The organism is Sinorhizobium prairiense (assembly GCF_029201645.2).
Taxonomy (GTDB): Bacteria; Pseudomonadota; Alphaproteobacteria; order Rhizobiales; family Rhizobiaceae; genus Sinorhizobium; species Sinorhizobium meliloti_A.
This window is the reverse complement of sequence record NZ_CP104131.1, coordinates 1716072-1740603: the sequence shown is the minus strand read 5'-3', so window position 1 is coordinate 1740603 and position 24532 is coordinate 1716072. Positions and strand designations below refer to the sequence as shown.

The 24532-nt window shown below is 60.2% G+C and carries 25 protein-coding genes and 3 pseudogenes; 27 read left to right on the top strand and 1 reads right to left on the bottom strand.

Going from position 1 to position 24532, the window contains the following annotated elements:
* Window positions 1-166 precede the first annotated feature (166 nt).
* The 4 genes and pseudogenes from rplJ to rpoC all read left to right on the top strand — a co-directional run bounded on the left by rplJ (window position 167) and on the right by rpoC (window position 9923).
* Window positions 167-685, top strand: a pseudogene (gene rplJ, locus N0Q91_RS11040) (50S ribosomal protein L10).
* A gap of 58 nt (window positions 686-743) precedes the next feature.
* Window positions 744-1124, top strand: a complete 381-nt coding sequence (rplL, locus tag N0Q91_RS11035) for a 50S ribosomal protein L7/L12 (RefSeq protein ID WP_014328058.1) — start codon at window positions 744-746, stop codon at window positions 1122-1124.
* Window positions 1125-1389: 265 nt separating this feature from the next.
* Window positions 1390-5533, top strand: a pseudogene (rpoB, locus tag N0Q91_RS11030) (DNA-directed RNA polymerase subunit beta).
* A 184-nt stretch (window positions 5534-5717) separates the two neighbouring features.
* Entirely contained in the window at window positions 5718-9923 is a 4206-nt protein-coding gene (rpoC, locus tag N0Q91_RS11025; RefSeq protein ID WP_275598073.1) for a DNA-directed RNA polymerase subunit beta', read from the top strand.
* Between the two features lie 121 nt (window positions 9924-10044).
* Here the strand turns inward: rpoC and N0Q91_RS11020 are convergent, their stop codons facing one another.
* Window positions 10045-10341: a hypothetical protein gene (locus tag N0Q91_RS11020; protein ID WP_010969192.1), complete on the bottom strand. Its 297-nt coding sequence runs from the start codon at window positions 10339-10341 to the stop codon at window positions 10045-10047.
* Window positions 10342-11048: 707 nt separating this feature from the next.
* Between N0Q91_RS11020 and rpsL the strand changes: the two genes are divergently transcribed.
* The 23 genes and pseudogenes from rpsL to rpsE all read left to right on the top strand — a co-directional run bounded on the left by rpsL (window position 11049) and on the right by rpsE (window position 24528).
* The gene (gene rpsL, locus N0Q91_RS11015; RefSeq protein WP_003507760.1) at window positions 11049-11420 is read left to right on the top strand and encodes a 30S ribosomal protein S12; all 372 of its coding nucleotides are present in this window, start codon (window positions 11049-11051) and stop codon (window positions 11418-11420) included.
* A 57-nt stretch (window positions 11421-11477) separates the two neighbouring features.
* Window positions 11478-11948, top strand: coding sequence for a 30S ribosomal protein S7 (gene rpsG / locus N0Q91_RS11010; RefSeq protein ID WP_003536198.1), 471 nt, complete (start codon window positions 11478-11480; stop codon window positions 11946-11948).
* A gap of 29 nt (window positions 11949-11977) precedes the next feature.
* Window positions 11978-14077 (top strand): elongation factor G, encoded by a 2100-nt coding sequence (fusA, locus tag N0Q91_RS11005; RefSeq protein ID WP_018099708.1) that lies wholly within the window; start codon window positions 11978-11980, stop codon window positions 14075-14077.
* A 71-nt stretch (window positions 14078-14148) separates the two neighbouring features.
* Window positions 14149-15324 (top strand): elongation factor Tu, encoded by a 1176-nt coding sequence (gene tuf, locus N0Q91_RS11000; RefSeq protein ID WP_100672242.1) that lies wholly within the window; start codon window positions 14149-14151, stop codon window positions 15322-15324.
* Window positions 15325-15466: 142 nt separating this feature from the next.
* Entirely contained in the window at window positions 15467-15775 is a 309-nt protein-coding gene (rpsJ, locus tag N0Q91_RS10995; protein WP_003507767.1) for a 30S ribosomal protein S10, read from the top strand.
* Window positions 15776-15897: 122 nt separating this feature from the next.
* On the top strand, window positions 15898-16584 hold the full coding sequence (gene rplC, locus N0Q91_RS10990) for a 50S ribosomal protein L3 (RefSeq protein WP_010969195.1): 687 nt from the start codon (window positions 15898-15900) through the stop codon (window positions 16582-16584).
* Between the two features lie 12 nt (window positions 16585-16596).
* Window positions 16597-17217 (top strand): 50S ribosomal protein L4, encoded by a 621-nt coding sequence (gene rplD / locus N0Q91_RS10985; RefSeq protein WP_003536623.1) that lies wholly within the window; start codon window positions 16597-16599, stop codon window positions 17215-17217.
* Complete coding sequence (locus N0Q91_RS10980; protein WP_003536621.1) at window positions 17214-17507, top strand: 50S ribosomal protein L23; 294 nt, start codon at window positions 17214-17216, stop codon at window positions 17505-17507. Before rplD ends, N0Q91_RS10980 begins: the two co-directional genes overlap by 4 nt.
* Window positions 17508-17550: 43 nt before the next feature.
* Window positions 17551-18387 carry a 50S ribosomal protein L2 gene (gene rplB, locus N0Q91_RS10975; protein WP_018099552.1) on the top strand — a complete coding sequence of 279 codons (837 nt, stop codon included), beginning with the start codon at window positions 17551-17553 and terminating at the stop codon, window positions 18385-18387.
* Between the two features lie 15 nt (window positions 18388-18402).
* A complete protein-coding gene (gene rpsS / locus N0Q91_RS10970) occupies window positions 18403-18681 on the top strand; it encodes a 30S ribosomal protein S19 (protein WP_002964358.1) in 279 nt (92 codons plus the stop codon).
* Window positions 18682-18683: 2 nt separating this feature from the next.
* On the top strand, window positions 18684-19073 hold the full coding sequence (gene rplV / locus N0Q91_RS10965) for a 50S ribosomal protein L22 (protein ID WP_003536535.1): 390 nt from the start codon (window positions 18684-18686) through the stop codon (window positions 19071-19073).
* A complete protein-coding gene (gene rpsC / locus N0Q91_RS10960; protein WP_018099553.1) occupies window positions 19073-19786 on the top strand; it encodes a 30S ribosomal protein S3 in 714 nt (237 codons plus the stop codon). The genes rplV and rpsC overlap by 1 nt, the downstream gene beginning before the upstream one ends.
* A gap of 38 nt (window positions 19787-19824) precedes the next feature.
* On the top strand, window positions 19825-20238 hold the full coding sequence (gene rplP, locus N0Q91_RS10955; protein WP_003536531.1) for a 50S ribosomal protein L16: 414 nt from the start codon (window positions 19825-19827) through the stop codon (window positions 20236-20238).
* 12 nt (window positions 20239-20250) lie between these two features.
* Window positions 20251-20451: a 50S ribosomal protein L29 gene (gene rpmC, locus N0Q91_RS10950; RefSeq protein WP_003536529.1), complete on the top strand. Its 201-nt coding sequence runs from the start codon at window positions 20251-20253 to the stop codon at window positions 20449-20451.
* Between the two features lie 13 nt (window positions 20452-20464).
* On the top strand, window positions 20465-20701 hold the full coding sequence (rpsQ, locus tag N0Q91_RS10945; protein WP_275598072.1) for a 30S ribosomal protein S17: 237 nt from the start codon (window positions 20465-20467) through the stop codon (window positions 20699-20701).
* A gap of 178 nt (window positions 20702-20879) precedes the next feature.
* Window positions 20880-21248 (top strand): 50S ribosomal protein L14, encoded by a 369-nt coding sequence (rplN, locus tag N0Q91_RS10940; protein ID WP_003536525.1) that lies wholly within the window; start codon window positions 20880-20882, stop codon window positions 21246-21248.
* A 14-nt stretch (window positions 21249-21262) separates the two neighbouring features.
* Window positions 21263-21575: pseudogene (rplX, locus tag N0Q91_RS10935) on the top strand (50S ribosomal protein L24).
* Entirely contained in the window at window positions 21568-22125 is a 558-nt protein-coding gene (gene rplE, locus N0Q91_RS10930; protein ID WP_275598071.1) for a 50S ribosomal protein L5, read from the top strand. The pseudogene rplX and the gene rplE overlap by 8 nt, the downstream one beginning before the upstream one ends.
* A 34-nt stretch (window positions 22126-22159) precedes the next feature.
* The gene (gene rpsN / locus N0Q91_RS10925) at window positions 22160-22465 is read left to right on the top strand and encodes a 30S ribosomal protein S14 (protein ID WP_003536519.1); all 306 of its coding nucleotides are present in this window, start codon (window positions 22160-22162) and stop codon (window positions 22463-22465) included.
* A gap of 12 nt (window positions 22466-22477) precedes the next feature.
* Window positions 22478-22876 (top strand): 30S ribosomal protein S8, encoded by a 399-nt coding sequence (gene rpsH, locus N0Q91_RS10920; protein ID WP_003536517.1) that lies wholly within the window; start codon window positions 22478-22480, stop codon window positions 22874-22876.
* 40 nt (window positions 22877-22916) lie between these two features.
* Window positions 22917-23450 (top strand): 50S ribosomal protein L6, encoded by a 534-nt coding sequence (gene rplF / locus N0Q91_RS10915; protein WP_003536514.1) that lies wholly within the window; start codon window positions 22917-22919, stop codon window positions 23448-23450.
* A 12-nt stretch (window positions 23451-23462) separates the two neighbouring features.
* The gene (gene rplR / locus N0Q91_RS10910; protein ID WP_003536512.1) at window positions 23463-23825 is read left to right on the top strand and encodes a 50S ribosomal protein L18; all 363 of its coding nucleotides are present in this window, start codon (window positions 23463-23465) and stop codon (window positions 23823-23825) included.
* Between the two features lie 133 nt (window positions 23826-23958).
* A complete protein-coding gene (gene rpsE, locus N0Q91_RS10905) occupies window positions 23959-24528 on the top strand; it encodes a 30S ribosomal protein S5 (protein ID WP_003536510.1) in 570 nt (189 codons plus the stop codon).
* Window positions 24529-24532: the final 4 nt, after the last annotated feature.

Below are 24532 nucleotides of genomic sequence, written 5' to 3'. Positions count from 1 at the left end.
CGTCGGAATTCGGTTCGAACCTCGCTTGCCTTGTGTCAGACCCGGCTTTCCGGGAACGCCAAGGGACAGGATCCTCAAGCGTTGCTTGGGATCGAGAATGATCCCGGGTGACAAAGGCAAACCCGGCAGGGCTGCGATGAGCAACCCTGCCAACTGGAGACAGACAGTGGAAAGAGCGGAAAAACGCGAATTCGTCACGGAGCTGAACGAAGTCTTCAAGGCTTCCGGTTCGGTTGTCGTGGCCCACTATGCTGGTGTCACAGTCGCGCAGATGAACGACTTCCGTTCGAAGATGCGCGCTGCTGGCGGCACCGTCAGAAGTCGCGAAAAACCGCCTGGCCAAGATCGCTCTTCAGGGCACGGAGTCTGAAGGGATGATCGATCTCTTCAAGGGTCAGACGCTGATCGCATTCAGCGAAGACCCCGTAACGGCTCCGAAGGTCGTCGTGGATTTCGCCAAGACCAACGACAAGCTCGTTGTTCTGGGCGGCGCCATGGGGGCAACCACGCTCAACGCCGAAGGTGTCAAGTCGCTTGCGACCCTGCCTTCTCTCGACGAGCTGCGCGCGAAGCTGCTGGGCCTTCTCAACGCCCCGGCAACCCGCGTCGCGACGGTTGTCGCAGCACCGGCAAGCCAGCTTGCCCGCGTGTCTCGGCCTATGCCAAGAAGGACGAAGCCGCCTGAGGCGGAATTTCGCTGTTGTATTTAAAACCAGTTCGAACCGAACAAAAGGAAAAGTAAAATGGCTGATCTCGCAAAGATCGTTGAAGACCTCTCCTCGCTGACCGTCCTGGAAGCTGCTGAGCTTTCCAAGCTTCTCGAAGAAAAGTGGGGCGTTTCCGCCGCTGCTCCGGTAGCCGTTGCTGCTGCCGGTGGCGCTGCTGGCGCTGCTGCTCCGGCTGAAGAAGAAAAGACCGAGTTCGACGTCATCCTGACGGATGCCGGCGCGAACAAGATCAACGTCATCAAGGAAGTCCGCGCCATCACCGGCCTCGGCCTCAAGGAAGCCAAGGACCTGGTCGAAGGCGCTCCGAAGGCTGTCAAGGAAGCCGTTTCCAAGGCGGAAGCTGCTGACCTCAAGAAGAAGCTCGAAGACGCTGGCGCGAAGGTCGACGTCAAGTAATTCGACGAAATGCGAAAGGGAGGTGGCCTTCGTGGCCGCCTCTCTTTGACCGTTTTTAGAACATATTACCCAAAAGCCTGTCGAAAACGGCTTTTGGGTAATGGGTTCTTCAAGAGGATGGTCTCCATCGAAGGACAGCACAGCATTCCGCGCTGGCGTCTTTCGAATGCTGGACGAGATTGAACTACCCATTGATTGACGGGGTCGACTGGCCATCGGTTCCCGTCCGTTGCAGGCCCGGATGCAAGATTGACAAGGAGCGACGATGGCTCAGACCCTTTCGTTTAACGGTCGTAGGCGCGTACGCAAGTTTTTTGGTAAAATTCCCGAAGTCGCGGAGATGCCGAACCTCATCGAGGTTCAGAAGGCGTCTTACGACCAGTTCCTCATGGTCGATGAGCCCCAAGGCGGGCGGCCGGATGAGGGGCTTCAAGCCGTTTTCAAATCGGTATTTCCAATCAAGGATTTTTCCGGCGCTTCGATGCTTGAATTCGTTTCCTACGAATTCGAGGCACCGAAGTTCGACGTCGAGGAGTGCCGTCAGCGCGACCTGACCTATGCGGCGCCGCTCAAGGTGACGCTGCGGCTGATCGTGTTCGATATCGACGAGGACACCGGCGCCAAGTCGATCAAGGATATCAAGGAACAGAACGTCTATATGGGCGACATGCCGCTCATGACGGACAACGGTACCTTCATCGTCAACGGCACGGAGCGCGTCATCGTCTCGCAGATGCACCGTTCGCCGGGTGTCTTCTTCGACCATGACAAGGGCAAGAGCCACTCGTCCGGCAAGCTGCTCTTCGCCGCGCGCGTGATCCCCTATCGCGGCTCGTGGCTCGACATCGAGTTCGACGCGAAGGACATCGTCCATGCGCGCATCGACCGCCGCCGCAAGATTCCGGTGACCTCGCTGCTGATGGCGCTCGGAATGGACGGCGAGGAAATCCTCGACACCTTCTACACGAAGTCGCTCTACCAGCGCGACGGCGAGGGCTGGCGCGTGCCGTTCCAGCCGGATGCGCTCAAGGGCCAGAAGACACTGTCAGACATGATCGACGCCGATACCGGCGAGGTCGTCGTCGAGAGCGGCAAGAAGCTGACCCCGCGCCTGCTCCGGCAGTTGCAGGAAAAGGGCCTGAAGGCACTCAAGGCGACCGACGACGATCTCTACGGCAACTATCTCGCCGAGGACGTCGTCAACTTCGAGACCGGCGAGATCTATCTCGAGGCCGGTGACGAGATCGACGAGAAGACGCTTCCGGTCATCCTTTCCGCCGGCTTCGATGAGATCCCGGTGCTCGACATCGACCACATCAATATCGGCGCCTATATCCGCAACACGCTTTCGGCCGACAAGAACGAGAACCGTCAGGACGCGCTGTTCGACATCTACCGCGTCATGCGTCCGGGTGAGCCGCCGACCATGGATTCGGCCGAAGCCATGTTCAATGCGCTCTTCTTCGATGCGGAGCGCTACGACCTCTCGGCCGTCGGCCGCGTGAAGATGAACATGCGTCTCGATCTGGACGTTCCGGACACGGTTCGCACGCTGCGCAAGGAAGACATCCTGGCCGTGGTCAAGATGCTCGTGGAGCTGCGTGACGGCAAGGGCGAGATCGACGACATCGACAATCTCGGCAACCGTCGCGTCCGCTCGGTCGGCGAGTTGATGGAGAACCAGTATCGCCTGGGTCTCCTGCGCATGGAACGTGCGATCAAGGAACGCATGTCCTCGATCGAGATCGACACCGTGATGCCGCAGGACCTGATCAACGCGAAGCCGGCTGCCGCGGCCGTTCGCGAATTCTTCGGCTCCTCGCAGCTGTCGCAGTTCATGGACCAGGTGAACCCGCTTTCGGAAATCACCCATAAGCGCCGTCTTTCGGCACTGGGTCCGGGCGGTCTGACCCGCGAGCGCGCCGGCTTCGAAGTGCGCGACGTGCATCCGACGCATTACGGCCGTATCTGCCCGATCGAGACGCCGGAAGGCCCGAACATCGGTCTGATCAACTCGCTTGCGACCTTCGCCCGCGTCAACAAGTACGGCTTCATCGAGAGCCCGTACCGCAAGATCGTGGACGGCAAGGTGACGAACGACGTCGTCTATCTGTCGGCGATGGAAGAAGCCAAGTATCACGTTGCACAGGCAAACTCGGTTCTGGACGACGACGGCTCCTTCTCCGAAGAATTCGTCGTTTGCCGCCACGCCGGCGAAGTCATGCTGGCACCGCGCGACAATATCAACCTGATGGACGTTTCGCCGAAGCAGCTCGTCTCGGTCGCGGCCGCGCTCATTCCGTTCCTCGAGAACGATGACGCCAACCGCGCGCTGATGGGCTCGAACATGCAGCGTCAGGCCGTGCCGCTGCTGCGTGCGGAAGCTCCCTTCGTCGGTACCGGCATGGAGCCGGTCGTCGCGCGCGAACTCCGGTGCTGCGATCGCTGCCCGCCGCGGCGGTATCGTCGACCAGGTGGACGCGACCCGTATCGTTATCCGCGCCACCGAAGACCTGGATCCGTCCAAGTCGGGCGTCGATATCTACCGCCTGCAGAAGTTCCAGCGCTCCAACCAGAACACCTGCGTCAACCAGCGCCCGCTCGTCACTGTCGGTGACGTGATCAACAAGGGCGATATCATCGCGGACGGTCCGTCGACGGACCTCGGCGATCTGGCGCTCGGCCGCAACGCGCTCGTCGCGTTCATGCCCTGGAACGGCTACAACTACGAAGACTCGATCCTGCTCTCCGAGCGGATCGTGCGTGACGACGTCTTCACCTCGATCCACATCGAGGAATTCGAAGTGATGGCGCGCGACACCAAGCTTGGTCCGGAAGAAATCACCCGCGACATTCCGAACGTTTCGGAAGAAGCGCTGAAGAACCTGGACGAAGCCGGTATCGTGTACATCGGCGCCGAAGTTCAGCCGGGCGACATCCTCGTCGGCAAGATCACGCCGAAGGGCGAGAGCCCGATGACGCCGGAAGAAAAGCTTCTGCGCGCCATCTTCGGCGAGAAGGCGTCGGACGTTCGCGACACGTCGATGCGCATGCCGCCGGGCACCTTCGGCACGGTCGTAGAAGTGCGCGTCTTCAACCGCCATGGCGTCGAGAAGGACGAGCGCGCGATGGCGATCGAGCGCGAGGAAATCGAGCGGCTTGCGAAGGACCGCGACGACGAACAGGCGATCCTCGACCGCAACGTCTATGCGCGTCTGGTCGACATGCTTCGCGGCCACGTCGCCGTTGCCGGTCCGAAGGGCTTCAAGAAGGGCACCGAGCTCTCCAACGTCGTCATCAGTGAATATCCCCGCTCGCAGTGGTGGATGTTCGCTATCGAGGACGAGAAGGCTCAGGGCGAGATCGAAGCGCTTCGCGCACAGTACGACGAATCCAAGTCGCGCCTTGAACAGCGCTTCATGGACAAGGTCGAGAAGGTTCAGCGCGGCGATGAGATGCCTCCGGGCGTCATGAAGATGGTCAAGGTCTTCGTCGCCGTGAAGCGCAAGATCCAGCCGGGCGACAAGATGGCCGGCCGCCACGGCAACAAGGGTGTCGTGTCGCGGATCGTCCCGATCGAAGACATGCCGTTCCTCGAAGACGGTACGCATGTCGACGTGGTTCTGAACCCGCTGGGCGTGCCGTCGCGCATGAATGTCGGGCAGATCCTCGAGACCCATCTCGGTTGGGCTTGCGCCGGCATGGGCAAGAAGATCGGAGCGATGCTCGATGCATATAAGGCGGGCGCTGACATTCAGCCGCTGCGCGATACCATCGACAGCGTCATCGGATCTGGCCCGAAGGGTGAGCCGATCAAGCAGTACGACGATGAATCGATCGTTCGGCTTGCCGAGCAGACCCGCCGCGGCGTTTCGATCGCGACACCGGTCTTCGACGGTGCTGTCGAAGCGGACGTCAACGAGATGCTGGAGCAGGCTGGCCTGAAGGTAACCGGTCAGTCGACGCTCTATGACGGCCGTACCGGCGAGACTTTCGATCGCCAGGTGACCGTGGGCTACATCTACATGCTGAAGCTCAACCACCTGGTCGACGACAAGATCCACGCCCGTTCGATCGGTCCTTACTCGCTCGTTACCCAGCAGCCGCTGGGCGGCAAGGCGCAGTTCGGCGGTCAGCGCTTCGGCGAAATGGAGGTCTGGGCTCTGGAAGCCTATGGTGCTGCCTACACGCTGCAGGAAATGCTGACGGTCAAGTCGGACGACGTGGCCGGCCGCACCAAGGTCTACGAGGCGATCGTCCGCGGCGACGATACCTTCGAAGCGGGTATTCCGGAGAGCTTCAACGTTCTCGTCAAGGAAATGCGCTCGCTGGGCCTTTCGGTCGAGCTGGAGAATTCCAAGGTCGATGACGTCGGTAGCACGGCGCAACTGCCGGACGCGGCGGAGTAAGAGTCATCAGGTGCGTGCCGCTAAGCGGCGCGCACCGTTTCCGCCGTCGGGCACCTGATTGTCCGCGGCAGGAAAAGGGCCGCACCCGATGCGGTTTTAGCTGTTTATGGGGCAGGGGCCGGCGCCCGGGATTGCCGGCACCCTCGCCAAGCTCAGGGCTTAAATGCCCGCAAAGGAGACAGGCATGAACCAAGAGGTCATGAAATCTTTCAATCCGCAGGTGCCTGCACAGACCTTCGATTCCATCCGGATTTCGATAGCGTCCCCGGAGAAGATTCTTTCCTGGTCTTACGGTGAGATCAAGAAGCCGGAGACGATTAACTACCGTACCTTCAAGCCGGAACGCGACGGTCTTTTCTGCGCCCGCATCTTTGGTCCGATCAAGGACTACGAGTGCCTGTGCGGCAAGTACAAGCGCATGAAGTACAAGGGCATCATCTGCGAAAAGTGCGGCGTCGAAGTCACGCTGTCGCGCGTTCGCCGCGAGCGCATGGGCCATATCGAGCTCGCTGCGCCGGTTGCTCACATCTGGTTCCTGAAGTCGCTGCCGAGCCGCATCGCAACGCTGCTCGACATGACGCTCAAGGATATCGAACGCGTTCTCTATTTCGAGAACTACATCGTCACCGAGCCGGGTCTGACGTCGCTCAAGGAAAATCAGCTCCTGAGCGAAGAAGAATACATGATCGCGGTCGACGAGTTCGGTGAGGACCAGTTCACCGCGATGATCGGCGCCGAAGCGATCTACGAGATGCTCGCATCGATGAATCTCGAGAAGATCGCGGGTGATCTGCGTTCGGAGATGGCCGAGACGACGTCCGATCTGAAGCAGAAGAAGCTGATGAAGCGGCTGAAGATCGTCGAGAACTTCATGGAATCCGGCAATCGTCCGGAATGGATGATCATGAAGGTCGTTCCGGTGATCCCGCCGGACCTGCGTCCGCTCGTGCCGCTTGACGGCGGCCGGTTCGCGACGTCGGACCTCAACGATCTCTATCGCCGCGTCATCAACCGCAACAACCGCCTGAAGCGGCTGATCGAGCTGCGTGCGCCGGGCATCATCATCCGCAACGAAAAGCGGATGCTGCAGGAATCCGTGGACGCGTTGTTCGACAACGGCCGCCGCGGCCGCGTCATCACGGGTGCGAACAAGCGTCCGCTGAAGTCGCTCTCCGACATGCTCAAGGGCAAGCAGGGCCGCTTCCGTCAGAACCTGCTCGGCAAGCGCGTCGACTATTCCGGCCGTTCGGTCATCGTGACCGGTCCGGAACTCAAGCTGCACCAGTGCGGCCTGCCGAAGAAGATGGCGCTCGAGCTCTTCAAGCCGTTCATCTACGCCCGCCTCGACGCCAAGGGTTACTCCTCGACCGTCAAGCAGGCGAAGAAGCTGGTCGAGAAGGAAAAGCCGGAAGTCTGGGATATCCTCGACGAGGTCATCCGCGAGCACCCGGTCCTTCTGAACCGCGCGCCGACCCTGCACCGCCTGGGCATCCAGGCCTTTGAGCCGATCCTGGTCGAAGGCAAGGCGATCCAGCTGCACCCGCTCGTCTGCACGGCCTTTAACGCCGACTTCGACGGCGACCAGATGGCCGTTCACGTGCCGCTGTCGCTCGAAGCACAGCTCGAAGCACGCGTGCTGATGATGTCGACGAACAACATCCTGCATCCGGCAAACGGTGCCCCGATCATCGTGCCGTCGCAGGACATGGTTCTCGGCCTCTATTATCTGTCGATCATGAACCAGAACGAGCCGGGCGAAGGCATGGCCTTCTCGGACATGGGCGAATTGCACCATGCGCTGGAGACCAAGGCCGTCACCCTGCACGCCAAGATCCGTGGCCGTTACAAGACCGTCGATGCCGAGGGCAACCCGGTTTCGAAGATCTATGAAACGACGCCTGGCCGCATGATCATCGGCGAACTCCTGCCGAAGAACCCGAACGTCCCCTTCGAAATCTGCAACCAGGAAATGACCAAGAAGAACATCTCCAAGATGATCGACACGGTCTATCGCCATTGCGGTCAGAAGGACACGGTCATCTTCTGCGACCGGATCATGCAGCTCGGCTTCTCGCATGCCTGCCGCGCCGGCATTTCGTTCGGCAAGGACGACATGGTCATTCCGGACACGAAGGTGAAGATCGTCGGCGACACCGAAGCGCTCGTGAAGGAATACGAGCAGCAGTACAATGACGGCCTCATCACCCAGGGCGAAAAGTACAACAAGGTTGTCGACGCCTGGGGCAAGGCGACCGAGAAGGTCGCCGAAGAGATGATGGCGCGCATCAAGGCCGTCGAGTTCGACGACAGCGGCCGCCAGAAGCCGATGAACTCGATCTACATGATGTCGCACTCGGGCGCCCGCGGTTCGCCGAACCAGATGCGTCAGCTTGGCGGCATGCGCGGCCTCATGGCAAAGCCCTCGGGCGAGATCATCGAAACGCCGATCATCTCGAACTTCAAGGAAGGCCTGACCGTGAACGAGTACTTTAACTCGACGCACGGTGCCCGTAAGGGTCTCGCCGACACCGCCTTGAAGACTGCGAACTCCGGTTACCTGACCCGTCGTCTCGTCGACGTGGCACAGGACTGCATCGTCACGCATACGGATTGCGGCACCGACAAGGGCCTCACCATGACTGCGATCGTCGATGCCGGGCAGGTCGTAGCCTCGATCGGCCAGCGTATCCTCGGCCGTACGGCGCTCGACAACATCGACAACCCGGTCACCGGTGAACGCATCGTCGATGCCGGCAAGATGATTCTCGAGCCGGACGTCGTCGCGATCGAGAAGGCCGGTATCCAGTCCGTCCGCATTCGTTCGGCACTGACCTGCGAGATCCAGACCGGCGTCTGCGGCGTTTGCTACGGCCGGGACCTCGCCCGCGGCACGCCTGTCAACATGGGCGAAGCCGTCGGCGTCATCGCGGCTCAGTCGATCGGCGAGCCGGGCACGCAGCTGACCATGCGTACGTTCCACCTTGGTGGTACGGCAACGGTGGTCGACCAGTCGTTCCTGGAAGCCTCTTATGAGGGCACGGTTCAGATCAAGAACCGCAACATGCTGCGCAACTCCGATGGCGTACTCGTCGCCATGGGCCGCAACATGGCGATCCAGATCCTCGACGAACGCGGTGTCGAGCGCTCCTCGCAGCGCGTTGCCTACGGTTCGAAGATCTTCGTCGACGATGGCGACAAGGTGAAGCGCGGACAGCGTTTCGCCGAGTGGGATCCCTACACCCGTCCGATGATGACGGAAGTGGAAGGTACCGTTCACTTCGAAGACGTCGTCGACGGCATCTCGGTTCTGGAATCGACCGACGAGTCGACCGGCATCACCAAGCGCCAGGTTATCGACTGGCGTTCGACGCCACGCGGTACCGACCTGAAGCCGGCGATCGTCATCAAGGACAAGAATGGCAACATCGCCAAGCTTGCCCGCGGCGGCGAAGCCCGCTTCATGCTCTCGGTCGACGCGATCCTTTCGGTCGAGCCGGGACAAAAGGTCAGCCAGGGCGACGTTCTTGCCCGTTCGCCGCTCGAAAGCGCCAAGACCAAGGACATCACCGGTGGTCTGCCGCGTGTTGCCGAACTGTTCGAGGCACGTCGTCCGAAGGATCACGCCATCATCGCGGAGATCGATGGAACGATCCGTTTCGGCCGCGATTACAAGAACAAGCGTCGCGTGATGATCGAGCCGGCGGAAGACGGTGTCGAACCGGTCGAATACCTGATCCCGAAGGGCAAGCCCTTCCATCTTCAGGATGGCGACTACATCGAGAAGGGCGACTACATCCTCGACGGCAATCCGGCGCCGCACGACATCCTGGCAATCAAGGGCGTGGAAGCACTTGCTTCCTATCTCGTGAACGAAATCCAGGAAGTCTACCGACTGCAGGGCGTTGTCATCAACGACAAGCACATCGAGGTGATCGTCCGGCAGATGCTTCAGAAGGTCGAAATCACCGACGCCGGTGACTCGACCTATATCGTCGGCGACAACGTCGACCGCATCGAACTCGAGGACGTCAACGACTCTCTGCTTGCCGAAGGCAAGAAGCCCGCCTTTGGCGAGCCGGTGCTGCTGGGTATCACCAAGGCATCGCTGCAGACGCCGTCCTTCATCTCGGCCGCTTCGTTCCAGGAGACCACCAAGGTCCTCACCGAAGCTGCGGTCGCAGGCAAGACGGACAATCTGCAGGGTCTGAAGGAGAACGTCATTGTCGGTCGTCTCATCCCGGCCGGTACGGGCGGCACGATGACGCAGATCCGCCGTATCGCTACGGCCCGCGACGAGTTGATCCTCGAAGAGCGCCGCAAGGGCACCGGTGCGGAAAGCGCCACGCCGATGCTCGCCGACATGGCAAACGATCCCGCCGCGGCGGAATAAGCGAAAAGGGGAGGGTATCTGCCCTCCCTGGCGAAACAAAAAAGCCGCCCGGAGCGATCCGGGCGGCTTTTTCAGGTCGATGTGTTTGGCGTCGATGCGGCTCCAGATGCCGCCGGATCTCTCAACCGAAGCGAATGATGGCGACTTCGCCCTCGAGGGCGCCCTGATAGGCGGAAGCGTGCGGCTCCTCGTCCGGTATGCCGTCCAAGGTGCCGATCTGGTCGAGATCGGCTTCAAGGAAGCCTTCCTCGGCGAGTGCGTTCAGCGCCTCGCGCACGGCCGTATCGTCATCGGGCGCCCGCAGCATCACATGGATGTCGACGCCCTCGGCATCGCCGTCGGTCTCGTAGGCCTTGCCGATAACGATGAAGATCAGCGGTTCGTCGGGTGCGTTGTCGTTATCCGGTGTGACAGACATGGAAACATCCTCTTTGAAGAATAGTAGCGGGCGATCGCGTTTCTTTTAAGTCGAAAGAGGCCGAAACCGGCGCGATCGATTCTCAAGCGTTGAGACGCGGGATGCGGGGAAACCGGATACACTTTGCCTCATCCTGCTCTACTGCATATTGCGCCAGACCGAAACCCGTTCCACGAATCGTACGATGGCCCGAAACATTTTTGGTCAGGGATGACGTCGAGACAGGATATCGGGCACGGCGCGACTCGCGGTCGTGGAAAACGACAGAAAGAGGTTGCTGATTCCTTAAGTGGGAACGACTATGCGACGACACGGGCCGGCGTTCGGCCGGACCTAGGGCACGGCAAGCGCGCAAAGCCTTGTTTCTCGGGCATATCAGGGCTGCAACGCCCAGATATTTCTTAATTGCCCTTGACGGATCGCCCCGAAATCAGTACACCCCGCCGCATCAGAGCCCATGTGAGGCTGGCTGGTTCGGAACGACGCGTTCTGGAGTTCGCCTCAAACAAGGTTCAAAACGCACGCTGACGACATAATGCTGCACGCAAGACGCGCGAAATAGTGCGTCCTCTGCTTTTTGTGGGGCCATCTGCGAAAAAGCGGATCGGCCCTCGTTTTGCGCATTTCATAGGCGTTCGTTGTTGCCGGCGACGGCAAGCGATCCGCCCGAAAGGGTAACGAGACAAGTTTTTGTAAGGGATGGTTAGATGCCTACCGTAAACCAGCTGATCCGCAAGCCGCGTCAGGCACAGGTAAAGCGCAACAAGGTTCCTGCACTGCAGGAGAACCCGCAGAAGCGCGGCGTTTGCACCCGCGTCTACACGACGACCCCGAAGAAGCCGAACTCGGCTCTCCGTAAGGTCGCCAAGATCCGCCTGACGAATGGCTTCGAAGTGATCGGCTACATTCCGGGTGAAGGCCACAACCTTCAGGAGCACTCCGTGGTCATGATCCGCGGCGGCCGCGTGAAGGACCTTCCGGGTGTTCGTTACCACATCATCCGCGGCGTTCTCGATACGCAGGGTGTGAAGAACCGTAAGCAGCGCCGCTCGAAGTACGGCGCGAAGCGTCCGAAATAACATCGCAACCGGCGCCATTTCGCTGGTCATAAGATTTAAAGTTGAGAGACGAGAAGTATGTCCCGACGTCACAGAGCAGAAAAGCGTGAGATCAACCCGGATCCGAAGTTCGGTGATCTGGTCGTCACGAAGTTCATGAACGCAATCATGCTGCACGGCAAGAAGTCCGTTGCGGAAAGCATCGTCTACGGTGCGTTCGATGCGGTCCAGTCGAAGCTGAAGCAGGAGCCGGTCGCCGTGTTCCACTCCGCGCTCGACAACATCGCTCCGCATGTCGAAGTGCGTTCGCGCCGCGTCGGTGGTGCTACCTACCAGGTGCCGGTCGACGTTCGTCCGGAGCGCCGTCAGGCTCTCGCTATCCGCTGGCTGATCGCAGCTGCCCGTAAGCGCAATGAAACGACCATGGTCGATCGCCTGTGCGGCGAACTCATGGACGCAGCGAACAATCGCGGCAGCGCAGTGAAGAAGCGCGAAGACACCCACAAGATGGCTGATGCCAACCGTGCGTTCTCGCACTACCGCTGGTAATCAGAACAGGTTCCGAAAGGCAGTCTCTCATGGCTCGCGAATATAAAATCGAAGACTACCGAAACTTCGGTATCATGGCGCACATCGACGCCGGCAAGACGACGACGACCGAACGTATCCTCTACTACACCGGCAAGTCCCACAAGATCGGCGAAGTCCATGACGGCGCCGCGACGATGGACTGGATGGAGCAGGAGCAGGAGCGCGGCATCACGATCACGTCTGCTGCGACCACGACCTTCTGGAAAGGTCGCGACGGCAAGACGCGGCGCTTCAACATCATCGACACTCCCGGCCACGTCGACTTCACCATCGAAGTCGAGCGCTCGCTGCGCGTTCTCGACGGTGCGATCGCGCTTCTCGACGCCAACGCCGGTGTCGAGCCGCAGACGGAAACCGTATGGCGCCAGGCCGAGAAGTATCATGTTCCGCGCATGATCTTCTGCAACAAGATGGACAAGACCGGTGCGGACTTCTACCGCTCGGTCGAGATGATCAAGACGCGCCTCGGCGCGACGGCCGTCGTTATGCAGCTGCCGATCGGCGCTGAAAGCGACTTCAAGGGTGTTGTCGACCTGATCGAGATGAATGCTCTCGTATGGCGCGACGAATCGCTCGGCGCCCAGTGGGACGTCGTCGAAATCCCGGCCGACATGAAGGAAAAGGCGGAAGAATACCGCGAAAAGCTGATCGAGACGGTTGTCGAGATCGACGAAGCGGCGATGGAAGCCTACCTGGAAGGTACCTATCCGGATAACGACAAAATCCGTGAACTGGTCCGTCGCGGTACGATCGACGTCAAGTTCCACCCCATGTTCTGCGGCACCGCCTTCAAGAACAAGGGCGTTCAGCCTCTGCTCGACGCCGTTGTCGATTACCTGCCGTCGCCGATCGACATTCCGGCGATCAAGGGTATTGACGTCAAGACCGAAGGCGAGATCACCCGTAAGGCCGACGACAACGAGCCGCTTTCGATGCTCGCGTTCAAGATCATGAACGACCCCTTCGTCGGTTCGCTGACCTTCGCGCGCATCTATTCCGGCAAGCTCGAAAAGGGCACGTCGGTGATGAACACGGTCAAGGAAAAGCGCGAGCGCGTCGGCCGCATGCTGCAGATGCATTCCAACTCGCGTGAAGACATCGAAGAAGCCTTCGCCGGCGACATCGTTGCTCTGGCCGGCCTCAAGGAAACCACCACGGGCGATACGCTTTGCGATCCGCTGAAGCCGGTTATCCTCGAGCGCATGGAATTCCCGGAGCCGGTCATCCAGATCGCGATCGAGCCGAAGACCAAGGGCGACCAGGAAAAGATGGGCCTCGCGCTCAACCGCCTGGCTGCCGAGGATCCGTCCTTCCGCGTCAAGACCGACGAGGAATCCGGCCAGACGATCATCGCCGGCATGGGCGAACTTCACCTGGACATCATCGTCGACCGCATGCGTCGCGAGTTCAAGGTCGAAGCTTCGGTCGGTGCTCCGCAGGTTGCCTACCGCGAGACCATTACGCGCAAGCACGAGGAAGATTACACGCACAAGAAGCAGTCCGGTGGTACCGGCCAGTTCGCGCGCGTCAAGATCGTCTTCGAACCGAACCCGGAAGGCGAAGACTTCGCATTCGAGTCGAAGATTGTCGGTGGTGCTGTTCCGAAGGAATATATCCCCGGCGTTCAGAAGGGCATCGAAAGCGTCCTGTCCTCGGGTCCGCTCGCGGGCTTCCCGATGCTCGGCGTAAAGGCGACGCTGATCGACGGTGCATTCCACGACGTCGACTCGTCGGTCCTGGCCTTCGAAATCGCTTCCCGTGCATGCTTCCGTGAAGCCGCGAAGAAGGCTGGAGCTCAGCTCCTCGAGCCGATCATGAAGGTCGAGGTCGTGACGCCGGAAGATTACGTCGGTGACGTTATCGGTGACCTGAACTCTCGCCGTGGCCAGATCCAGGGTCAGGAAGCACGCGGCGTCGCCGTGGTGATCAATGCCCACGTGCCGCTCGCGAACATGTTCAAGTACGTGGACAATCTGCGCTCGATGTCGCAGGGCCGCGCTCAGTACACGATGCTGTTCGATCACTACGCGCCGGTTCCGTCGAACGTCGCGCAGGAAATCCAGGCGAAGTATTCCGGTCAGAAGTGACCGGAATAGCCTAGCGCTGAAACAGAATGAAAAGATTTCCCCTCTAGGGGACAGGAAACGGAGAGCCGGAAATGGCAAAGAGCAAATTTGAGCGCAATAAGCCGCACGTCAACATTGGCACGATTGGCCACGTTGACCATGGCAAGACGTCGCTGACGGCAGCGATCACGAAGTATTTCGGCGAGTTCAAGGCGTATGACCAGATCGACGCTGCGCCGGAAGAAAAGGCGCGCGGCATCACCATTTCGACGGCGCACGTCGAATACGAGACGCCGAACCGTCACTATGCGCACGTCGACTGCCCCGGCCACGCCGACTACGTCAAGAACATGATCACCGGTGCGGCGCAGATGGACGGCGCGATCCTGGTTGTTTCGGCGGCTGACGGCCCGATGCCGCAGACGCGCGAGCACATCCTGCTCGCCCGCCAGGTCGGCGTTCCGGCGATCGTGGTGTTCCTGAACAAGGTCGACCAGGTCGACGACGCTGAACTGCTCGAGCTGGTCGAGCTGGAAGTGCGCGAACTGCTGTCGTCCTACGAATTCCCGGGCGACGACATTCCGATCATCAAGGGTTCGGCTTTGGCTGCGCTTGAAGATTCCGACAAGAAGATCGGCGAAGACGCGATCCGCGAGCTGATGGCTGCGGTCGACGCCTACATCCCGACGCCTGAGCGTCCGATCGACCAGCCGTTCCTGATGCCGATCGAAGACGTGTTCTCGATCTCGGGCCGCGGTACGGTCGTGACCGGTCGCGTCGAGCGCGGCATCGTCAAGGTCGGTGAGGAAATCGAGATCGTCGGCATCCGTCCGACGACGAAGACGACCTGCACGGGCGTTGAAATGTTCCGCAAGCTGCTCGACCAGGGCCAGGCCGGCGACAACATCGGCGCGCTGCTTCGCGGTGTCGACCGCAACGGCGTCGAGCGCGGTCAGATTCTGTGCAAGCCGGGTTCGGTCAAGCCGCACCGCAAGTTCAAGGCCGAAGCCTACATCCTGACGAAGGAAGAGGGTGGCCGTCACACGCCGTTCTTCACCAACTACCGTCCGCAGTTCTACTTCCGCACGACGGACGTGACCGGCATCGTGACGCTTCCGGAAGGCACGGAAATGGTCATGCCGGGCGACAACGTCACGGTTGACGTCGAGCTGATCGTGCCGATCGCGATGGAAGAAAAGCTGCGCTTCGCTATCCGCGAAGGCGGCCGCACCGTCGGCGCAGGCATCGTCGCCTCCATCGTCGAATAACAAGAAAACGGCTTGAGCCGTTTCGGCAGGGACATGGTCGGCCATGTCCCTGCGATTTTTGAAAAGAAGCGGCTAAGCGAAACGAATACTTCAAGTGTGTGCTTCGTGAGCACACCGGAAAACACGAGCAAGGACAAGTCGAATGAACGGCCAGAATATCCGCATCCGCCTCAAGGCGTTTGATCACCGGATCCTCGATGCCTCCACGCGCGAAATCGTGTCGACGGCCAAGCGCACCGGTGCGAGTGTGCGCGGGCCCGTGCCGCTTCCGACCCGGATTGAGAAATTCACGGTCAACCGGTCGCCCCACGTCGACAAGAAGAGCCGCGAACAGTTCGAGATGCGCACGCACAAGCGTCTTCTCGATATCGTTGATCCGACCCCGCAGACGGTGGACGCGCTGATGAAGCTCGATCTGGCCGCCGGCGTAGACGTCGAGATCAAGCTGTAAGACCCGGCGCAAGCCGAAATAACAAGGAAGGTACGTGGAGTTTCTCCAACGGCTTCCAGGAACAGGAAACCGGAAGGTGTGTGAAGCGCCGGACGGGAACCCTAAACAAGAGGCGTGAACCGATGCGTTCAGGTGTGATTGCACAGAAGGTGGGAATGACCCGCGTCTACAACGACGCCGGCGAGCATATCCCGGTAACAGTATTGCGGCTGGAGAACTGCCAGGTAGTGTCCCACCGCACGGAAGAGAAGAACGGTTATACCGCAGTTCAGCTGGGTGCCGGCCGTTCGAAGGTCAAGAATACGCCGAAGGCCATGCGCGGCCATTTTGCCGCTGCCAGCGTTGAGCCGAAGGCAAAGCTCGTCGAGTTCCGCGTGAGCGCCGACAACCTAATCGACATTGGCGCCGAGCTTACGGCGGGCCATTTCGTCGCCGGGCAGCTCGTGGACGTTACCGGCACCACCATCGGTAAGGGTTTTGCCGGCGCGATCAAGCGCCACAACTTCGGCGGCCTGCGTGCAACGCACGGCGTGTCCGTATCGCACCGTTCGCATGGTTCGACCGGTTCCAACCAGGACCCGGGCCGCGTCTGGAAGGGCAAGCGCATGGCTGGTCACATGGGCCAGACGCGCGTCACCACGCAGAACCTCGAAGTCGTATCGACCGATGAAGACCGCGGTCTGATCCTGGTCAAGGGTGCAGTTCCCGGCTCCAAGGGTTCCTGGATCGTCGTCCGTGACGCCATCAAGTCGGGCACTCCGGAAGGCGCACCGCGCCCTGCCGCAGTGCGCGCCGCAGAATCGAAGTAAGGGAGCCGAATAATGGATCTCACCGTCAAAACCCTCGAGGGCAAGGACGCGGGAAAGGTTTCCCTTTCCGACGCCATTTTCGGTCTCGAGCCTCGTGAAGACATCATTGCCCGCGTCGTTCGCTGGCAGCTCGCAAAGCGCCAGCAGGGCACGCACAAGTCCAAGGGCCGTGCGGAAGTTTCCCGCACCGGCGCCAAGATGTACAAGCAGAAGGGTACGGGCCGCGCCCGCCACCATTCGGCTCGTGCTCCGCAGTTCCGCGGCGGCGGCAAGGCTCACGGGCCGGTCGTCCGCAGCCATGCGCACGATCTTCCGAAGAAGATCCGCGCACTGGGCCTGCGCCATGCGCTGTCTGCCAAGCTGAAGGCCGAAGACATCATCGTCATCGACGATCTCGTCGCCAACGAAGCAAAGACGAAGGCGCTCGCCGGGGCATTCGCCTCGCTCGGCCTCACCAACGCCCTGATTATCGGCGGAGCCGAGATCGAAGGCAACTTCAAGCTCGCCGCCCAGAACATCCCGAATGTGGACGTTCTGCCGGTTCAGGGCATCAACGTTTACGACATTCTGCGCCGTGGCAAGCTCGTGCTTTCCAAGGCTGCTGTGGAAGCTCTGGAGGAGCGGTTCAAATGACGGATCTTCGCCACTACGACGTGATCGTGTCTCCCTCGATCACTGAAAAGTCGACGCTGGTCTCCGAACAGAACCAGGTCGTCTTCAATGTCGCCAAGGGTGCTTCGAAGCCTGAGATCAAGGCTGCCGTCGAAGCGCTGTTCGGCGTGAAGGTCACGGCCGTGAACACGCTCGTCCGCAAGGGCAAGTTGAAGCGCTTCCGCGGCTTCGCCGGAAAGCAGAAGGACGTGAAGAAGGCGATCGTAACGCTCGCCGACGGTCAGTCCATCGACGTTTCCACCGGTCTCTAACGGATAGGCCCATTAGGGTAAAAACCCAAAAGGGAACAAGAAAATGGCATTGAAAAGTTTCAATCCGACGACGCCGAGCCAGCGTCAACTGGTCATCGTCAGCCGGGCCGGCCTCTACAAGGGCAAGCCGGTCAAGGCGCTGACCGAGGGTCTGTCCTCCAAGGGCGGTCGCAACAACCTGGGCCGCATCACCGTTCGTTTCCAGGGCGGTGGTCACAAGCGGACCTACCGTCTGGTCGACTTCAAGCGTCGCAAGTTCGACGTCGAAGGCACGGTCGAGCGTCTGGAATACGACCCGAACCGCACGGCGTTCATCGCGCTGGTCAACTACGCGGACGGTGAGCAGGCCTATATCCTTGCGCCGCAGCGCCTGGCTGTCGGCGACAAGGTGATTGCCTCGGAAAAGGCCGTCGACGTCAAGCCCGGCAATGCGATGCCGCTGCAGTACATTCCGGTCGGCTCCATCATCCACAATGTGGAGATGAAGCCGGGCAAGGGCGGTCAGATCGCTCGCTCCGCCGGAACCTACGCTCAGCTCGTCGGCCGTGACCAGGGCATGGCGATCCTGCGCCTGAACTCGGGCGAGCAGCGTCTGGTGCACGGCTCTTGCCTCGCATCGATCGGTGCTGTATCGAACCCCGATCACGGCAACATCAATGATGGTAAGGCCGGCCGTTCGCGTTGGCGCGGCAAGCGTCCGCACGTACGCGGCGTCGTCATGAACCCGGTTGACCATCCGCACGGCGGCGGTGAAGGCCGCACCTCCGGTGGTCGCCATCCGGTCACGCCATGGGGCAAGCCCACAAAGGGCAAGCGCACGCGCTCCAACAAGTCGACCGACAAGTTCATTATGCGCTCGCGTCACCAGCGCAAGAAGTAAGAGAGGAAGTCTCAAGTGGCTCGTTCAGTATGGAAAGGTCCGTTTGTTGACGGTTATCTTCTCAAGAAGGCTGAGAAGGTCCGCGAAGGCGGCCGCAACGAAGTGATCAAGATGTGGAGCCGTCGCTCCACGATCCTTCCGCAGTTCGTCGGTCTGACCTTCGGCGTCTACAACGGCAACAAGCACGTTCCCGTCTCGGTGTCCGAAGAAATGGTCGGTCACAAGTTCGGTGAATTCGCTCCGACCCGGACCTATTATGGTCATGGCGCGGACAAGAAAGCGAAGAGGAAGTAACGATGGGCAAGGCAAAAGCCGAACGCCGGCTGAAGGATAATGAGGCGCAGGCAGTTGCGCGCACGATCCGCGTCAGCCCCCAGAAGCTCAACCTCGTTGCCGCGCTGATCCGCGGCAAGAAGGTCGACCGGGCTCTGGCCGAACTCGAGTTCTCGCGCAAGCGCATCGCAGGCACCGTCAAGAAGACGCTTGAATCTGCGATCGCCAACGCAGAGAACAACCATGATCTCGACGTTGATTCGCTCATCGTCGCAGAAGCTTTTGTTGGCAAGTCGATCGTGATGAAGCGCTTCCACGCCCGTGGTCGCGGCCGTGCATCGCGGGTCGAAAAGCCGTTCGCGCACTTGACGATCGTCGTTCGTGAAGTGGAAGCCAAAGGGGAGGCCGCATAATGGGCCAGAAGATTAATCCGATCGGTTTCCGTCTCGGCATCAACCGGACCTGGGATAGCCGTTGGTTCGCGGACAACGCGGAATACGGCCAGCTTCTTCACGAAGACCTGAAGATCCGCGCCTATCTGATGGAAGAGCTGAAGTCGGCCGGTATCGCCAAGGTCGTGATCGAGCGTCCGCACAAGAAGTGCCGCGTGACGATCCACTCGGCACGCCCGGGCCTGATCATCGGCAAGAAGGGCGCCGACATCGAAAAGCTTCGCAGGAAGCTTTCCGAGATGACCAATTCGGAAACGCACCTCAACATCGTCGAAGTGCGCAAGCCGGAAGTCGACGCAACGCTCGTTGCGCAGTCGATCGCTCAGCAGCTCGAGCGCCGCGTAGCGTTCCGTCGTGCGATGAAGCGTGCCGTTCAGTCGGCGATGCGCCTCGGCGCCGAAGGCATCAAGATCACCTGCGCCGGCCGTCTTGGCGGTGCGGAAATCGCCCGTACCGAATGGTATCGTGAAGGCCGCGTTCCGCTGCATACGCTGCGCGCCGACATCGACTACGGCACGGCCGAAGCGGAAACCGCTTTCGGTATCTGCGGTGTCAAGGTCTGGATCTTCAAGGGCGAAATCCTTGAGCATGATCCGATGGCTTCCGAGCGTCGCGCGACCGAGAGTGACAACCAGGGCGGTAGCGGCAGAGAGCGTCGCCGCGAGAACGCGTAACATTCGCGCGTGGCAGCCAATATCGGAGAAGTAAAAAAATGTTGCAGCCAAAGCGTACGAAGTATCGCAAGCAGTTCAAGGGGCGCATCAAGGGCGTCGCGAAGGGCGGCTCTGACCTCGCCTTCGGCGAGTTCGGTCTGAAGGCCCAGGAGCCCAACCGCGTCAATGCTCGCGAGATCGAAGCGGCCCGCCGTGCGATCACCCGTCATATGAAGCGCGCCGGCCGCGTCTGGATCCGGGTATTCCCCGACGTTCCGGTCACGGCAAAGCCGACCGAAGTCCGCATGGGTAAGGGCAAGGGTTCGGTCGAATACTGGGCATGCAAGGTCAAGCCCGGCCGCATGATGTTCGAGATCGACGGTGTCAACGAGGAGCTCGCCCGCGAAGCACTTCGCCTCGGCGCTGCCAAGCTCTCTGTCAAGACGCGCTTCGTGCAGCGTATCGCAGAGTAAGGAGTGAAGCTCATGAAAGCCGCAGATGTTCGCGCTCTGAGCGCCGACCAACTCAAGGAAGAGCTTGCCAAGCTGAAGAAGGAGCAGTTCAACCTGCGCTTCCAGAAGGCGACTGGCCAGCTCGAGAAGTCTTCGCGTATCAACGAGGTCCGCAAGGACATCGCACGCATCAAAACCATTGCCCGCCAGAAGGCGGCAGAAGCCAAGGCCTAAGGACCAGAACACTATGCCGAAACGCATTCTGCAGGGCACCGTCGTCAGCGACAAGAACGACAAGACCGTCGTCGTCCGGGTCGAGCGCCGCTTTGCGCACCCGATCCTTCAGAAGACCGTTCGTCGTTCCAAGAAGTACAAGGCTCACGACGAGAACAACCAGTTCAAGGTCGGCGACCTCGTTTCCATCGAGGAATGCGCGCCGATTTCCAAGGACAAGCGCTGGACGGTCATTTCCGCCCAGTCTTGATTTCTGCAGGTTTTGACCGCCGGACCCTTGCGTCTCGGGCAAATATCTGTATGAAGCACGCAATTAAAGCCGAGGAACGCTCGAGTTCGAGCGTTCTTTTGCTTTGAGATGAGCACAATAAGCCGGGCGAGGGGGTTTCGACCCAACCGGCCTGGTAACAACAAGAAGGCGACCTGACATGATTCAGATGCAAACAAACCTCGACGTGGCGGATAATTCCGGCGCACGTCGTGTCATGTGCATCAAGGTGCTGGGCGGCTCCAAGCGTAAATACGCGTCGATCGGCGACATCATCGTCGTTTCGATCAAGGAAGCCATTCCGCGCGGCCGCGTGAAGAAGGGTGATGTCATGAAGGCTGTTGTCGTTCGCACCGCGAAAGACATCCGCCGTGCGGATGGCAGCGTCATCCGTTTCGACACCAACGCAGCCGTTCTCATCGACAACAAGAAAGAGCCGATCGGCACCCGTATCTTCGGACCGGTTCCGCGCGAACTCCGCGCCAAGAACCACATGAAGATCATCTCGCTGGCTCCGGAAGTACTCTAAGGGAGCGATCAGAGATGCAAAAGATTCGCAAAGGCGACAAGGTCGTCGTTCTGACCGGTAAGGACAAGGGCCGTACCGGCGAAGTCATTCAGGTCATGCCGAAGGAAGACAGGGCTCTCGTGCGCGGCGTCAACGTGGTGAAGCGTCACCAGCGCCAGAACTCAGAACCAGGAAGCCGGCATTATCACCAAGGAAGCCTCGATCCACCTTTCGAACATCGCGATCGCCGATCCGAAGGACGGCAAGCCGACCCGCGTCGGTTTCAAGATCGATGGTGACAAGAAGGTCCGCGTGGCCAAGCGTTCGGGAGATGTGATCGATGGCTAAGTCCGCTTATGAGTTCCGGCTCAAGAAGGAATATGTAGAGCGCATCCGCAAGGCGATGCAGGAGCAGTTCTCCTACGCCAACGAAATGCAGATCCCGCGCCTCGACAAGATCGTCATCAACATGGGTGTTGGCGAAGCGACCGGCGATTCCAAGAAGCCGACCGTTGCTGCTGCCGACCTCGCTGCGATTGCCGGCCAGAAGCCGGTCATCACCCGCGCTCGCAACTCCATCGCCGGCTTCAAGCTTCGCGAAGGCATGCCGATTGGTGCCAAGGTTACCCTGCGCGGCGTTCGGATGTATGAGTTCCTGGATCGTCTCATCAACATCGCTCTTCCGCGTGTTCGAGACTTCCGCGGCCTCAATCCGAAGTCCTTCGATGGTCGTGGCAACTTTGCCATGGGCATCAAGGAGCACATTGTGTTCCCTGAGATCAACTACGACAAGGTTGATCAGATGTGGGGCATGGACATCATCGTTTGCACGACGGCAACTAACGACGACGAAGCACGCGCTCTTCTCAAAGAGTTCAACTTCCCGTTCCGTCAGTAATCCGTAACGGCAAGCGTAAAGAAGGATAACTGTTATGGCGAAAACGAGCGCAGTTGAAAAGAACAAGCGCCGCCGCAAACTGGTTGCCAATCACGCCGCCAAGCGCGCGGTCCTGAAGGCAATCATCATGAACCAGTCTTTGCCGATCGAAGAGCGGTTCAAGGCCACCCTCAAGCTGGCCGAACTGCCCCGCGATGGGTCCAAGACCCGCATCCGCAATCGTTGCGAAGTCACCGGCCGTCCGCGTGCCTATTATCGCAAGCTGCGCATGTCGCGTATTGCACTTCGCGAACTGGGCAATCTCGGCAAGGTGCCGGGCGTGGTCAAGTCGAGCTGGTAAGGAGACGGGTACATGGCAATGACTGATCCTTTGGGCGATATGCTCACCCGTATCCGCAACGGCGCTGCTCGCCGCAAGTCGAGCGTTTCGACGCCGGCTTCCAAGCTTCGCGCACGCGTTCTGGATGTCCTTCAGGCTGAAGGCTACATCCGCGGATACTCAGAGGTCGAATTCGGCAACGGCAAGGCCGAGCTGAACATCGAGTTGAAGTACTACGAAGGCGCCTCCGTGATCCGTGAGATCGCGCGCGTCTCCAAGCCGGGCCGCCGGGTCTATGTCTCGGTCAAGTCCATTCCGCAGGTCGCGAACGGCCTCGGCATCACCATCCTTTCGACTCCGAAGGGCGTGATGGCCGATCACCAGGCACGCGAACAGAATGTTGGTGGCGAGGTTCTTTGCTCGATCTTCTAAGATCGAGCAGGATCTCCATAGCGAACAGACAGGTATAAAAATGTCTCGTATCGGTAAGAAGCCCGTTCAAGTTCCGGCAGGCGTCACGGCTAACGTGGATGGCCAGAAGGTAACGGCAAAGGGCCCGAAGGGCGAACTGTTCTTCGTCGCAAATGACGAAGTTTCGGTGAAGCTCGAAAACAACACGGTTGTCGTTCAGCCGCTCAACGAGAGCAAGGATGCTCGCGCAAAGTGGGGCATGTCCCGCACGATGATCGAGAACATCCTCAAGGGCGTGAAGGACGGTTACGAGCGCAAGCTCGAAATCAACGGCGTCGGTTACCGCGCGTCCATGCAGGGCAAGAACCTGCAGCTCGCGCTCGGTTTCAGCCACGACGTCGTCTACCAGACGCCGGAAGGCATCACGATCGCTGTGCCGAAGCCGACGGAAATCGTCGTCTCCGGAATCAACAAGCAGCAGGTCGGCCAGGTTGCCGCGGAAATCCGCGAATACCGTGGCCCCGAGCCCTACAAGGGCAAGGGCGTCAAATATGCCGAAGAGCGGATCGTCCGCAAAGAAGGCAAGAAGAAGTAAGGATCACGCGAAATGGCTAGCAGGAAAGATACTCTTGTGCGTCGCGCCAGCCGCGTGCGCCGTCAAATCAAGGCGGTTGCCAATGGCCGCCCGCGCCTGTCGGTTCATCGCTCGTCGAAGAACATCTATGCGCAGATCATTGACGATGTTGCCGGCAAGACGATTGCCTCGGCATCGACCCTCGACACGGATCTGCGGTCTTCGCTGAAGACCGGCGCCGATACCGAAGCCGCTACGGCTGTCGGCAAGCTCCTGGCAGAACGTGCTTCCAAGGCGGGCATCAAGGACGTTGTCTTTGATCGTGGCGCCTTCATCTACCACGGCCGCATCAAGGCGCTGGCCGAGGCAGCTCGCGAAGGCGGCCTGAACTTCTAAAGTTCGTCGCCCGGGCCGCAATGCCCGGGCGTAACCCGGCTTCGCAAATCCCCGGCCGCTTCGATTTCCAAGGAAGCGAGGCGGCTTTCGTCAATCTGCCGATTGCACCCGGAAAAGAAAAAGGAAGAGGACAATGGCACAAGAAAGAAGAGGTTCTCGCGAAGATCGCCAGAACCGCGAAGAGCGCGACAGCGAATTTGTCGATAAGCTCGTCGCTATCAACCGCGTCGCCAAGGTGGTGAAGGGCGGTCGTCGTTTCGGTTTCGCCGCTCTCGTCGTCGTGGGCGACCAGAAGGGCCGCGTCGGCTTCGGCCATGGCAAGGCACGCGAAGTGCCGGAAGCCATCCGTAAGGCAACGGAAGCCGCCAAGCGCGACCTGATCTTCGTACCGCTGCGCGGTGGCCGCACTCTGCACCACGACGTGCACGGCCGTCATGGCGCCGGCAAGGTGCTGCTGCGCTCGGCCAAGCCCGGTACCGGTATCATCGCCGGTGGCCCGATGCGCGCCGTCTTCGAGACGCTCGGCGTTCACGACGTCGTAGCCAAGTCGACCGGCTCGTCGAACCCCTACAACATGGTTCGCGCTACCTTCGACGCGCTCAAGAACCAGATGCACCCGAAGGATATCGCGGCACAGCGCGGCATGAAGTACGCCACGCTCCAGTCCCGTCGCGTTTCCGCCGGCGTTGCTTCCGAAGAATAAGGGA

Coding starts and splice junctions, on each gene's coding strand:
- rplP (WP_003536531.1), top strand. CDS start 19,825: ATGTTGCAGCCAAAGCGTACGAAGTATCGCAAGCAGTTCAAGGGGCGC.
- rplD (WP_003536623.1), top strand. CDS start 16,597: ATGGATCTCACCGTCAAAACCCTCGAGGGCAAGGACGCGGGAAAGGTT.
- rplE (WP_275598071.1), top strand. CDS start 21,568: ATGGCTAAGTCCGCTTATGAGTTCCGGCTCAAGAAGGAATATGTAGAG.
- rpoC (WP_275598073.1), top strand. CDS start 5,718: ATGAACCAAGAGGTCATGAAATCTTTCAATCCGCAGGTGCCTGCACAG.
- N0Q91_RS10980 (WP_003536621.1), top strand. CDS start 17,214: ATGACGGATCTTCGCCACTACGACGTGATCGTGTCTCCCTCGATCACT.
- rplF (WP_003536514.1), top strand. CDS start 22,917: ATGTCTCGTATCGGTAAGAAGCCCGTTCAAGTTCCGGCAGGCGTCACG.
- N0Q91_RS11020 (WP_010969192.1), bottom strand. CDS start 10,341: ATGTCTGTCACACCGGATAACGACAACGCACCCGACGAACCGCTGATC.
- fusA (WP_018099708.1), top strand. CDS start 11,978: ATGGCTCGCGAATATAAAATCGAAGACTACCGAAACTTCGGTATCATG.
- rpmC (WP_003536529.1), top strand. CDS start 20,251: ATGAAAGCCGCAGATGTTCGCGCTCTGAGCGCCGACCAACTCAAGGAA.
- rpsN (WP_003536519.1), top strand. CDS start 22,160: ATGGCGAAAACGAGCGCAGTTGAAAAGAACAAGCGCCGCCGCAAACTG.
- tuf (WP_100672242.1), top strand. CDS start 14,149: ATGGCAAAGAGCAAATTTGAGCGCAATAAGCCGCACGTCAACATTGGC.
- rpsJ (WP_003507767.1), top strand. CDS start 15,467: ATGAACGGCCAGAATATCCGCATCCGCCTCAAGGCGTTTGATCACCGG.
- rpsG (WP_003536198.1), top strand. CDS start 11,478: ATGTCCCGACGTCACAGAGCAGAAAAGCGTGAGATCAACCCGGATCCG.
- rpsL (WP_003507760.1), top strand. CDS start 11,049: ATGCCTACCGTAAACCAGCTGATCCGCAAGCCGCGTCAGGCACAGGTA.
- rpsE (WP_003536510.1), top strand. CDS start 23,959: ATGGCACAAGAAAGAAGAGGTTCTCGCGAAGATCGCCAGAACCGCGAA.
- rplB (WP_018099552.1), top strand. CDS start 17,551: ATGGCATTGAAAAGTTTCAATCCGACGACGCCGAGCCAGCGTCAACTG.
- rpsH (WP_003536517.1), top strand. CDS start 22,478: ATGGCAATGACTGATCCTTTGGGCGATATGCTCACCCGTATCCGCAAC.
- rplC (WP_010969195.1), top strand. CDS start 15,898: ATGCGTTCAGGTGTGATTGCACAGAAGGTGGGAATGACCCGCGTCTAC.
- rpsQ (WP_275598072.1), top strand. CDS start 20,465: ATGCCGAAACGCATTCTGCAGGGCACCGTCGTCAGCGACAAGAACGAC.
- rpsC (WP_018099553.1), top strand. CDS start 19,073: ATGGGCCAGAAGATTAATCCGATCGGTTTCCGTCTCGGCATCAACCGG.
- rplV (WP_003536535.1), top strand. CDS start 18,684: ATGGGCAAGGCAAAAGCCGAACGCCGGCTGAAGGATAATGAGGCGCAG.
- rplL (WP_014328058.1), top strand. CDS start 744: ATGGCTGATCTCGCAAAGATCGTTGAAGACCTCTCCTCGCTGACCGTC.
- rplN (WP_003536525.1), top strand. CDS start 20,880: ATGATTCAGATGCAAACAAACCTCGACGTGGCGGATAATTCCGGCGCA.
- rplR (WP_003536512.1), top strand. CDS start 23,463: ATGGCTAGCAGGAAAGATACTCTTGTGCGTCGCGCCAGCCGCGTGCGC.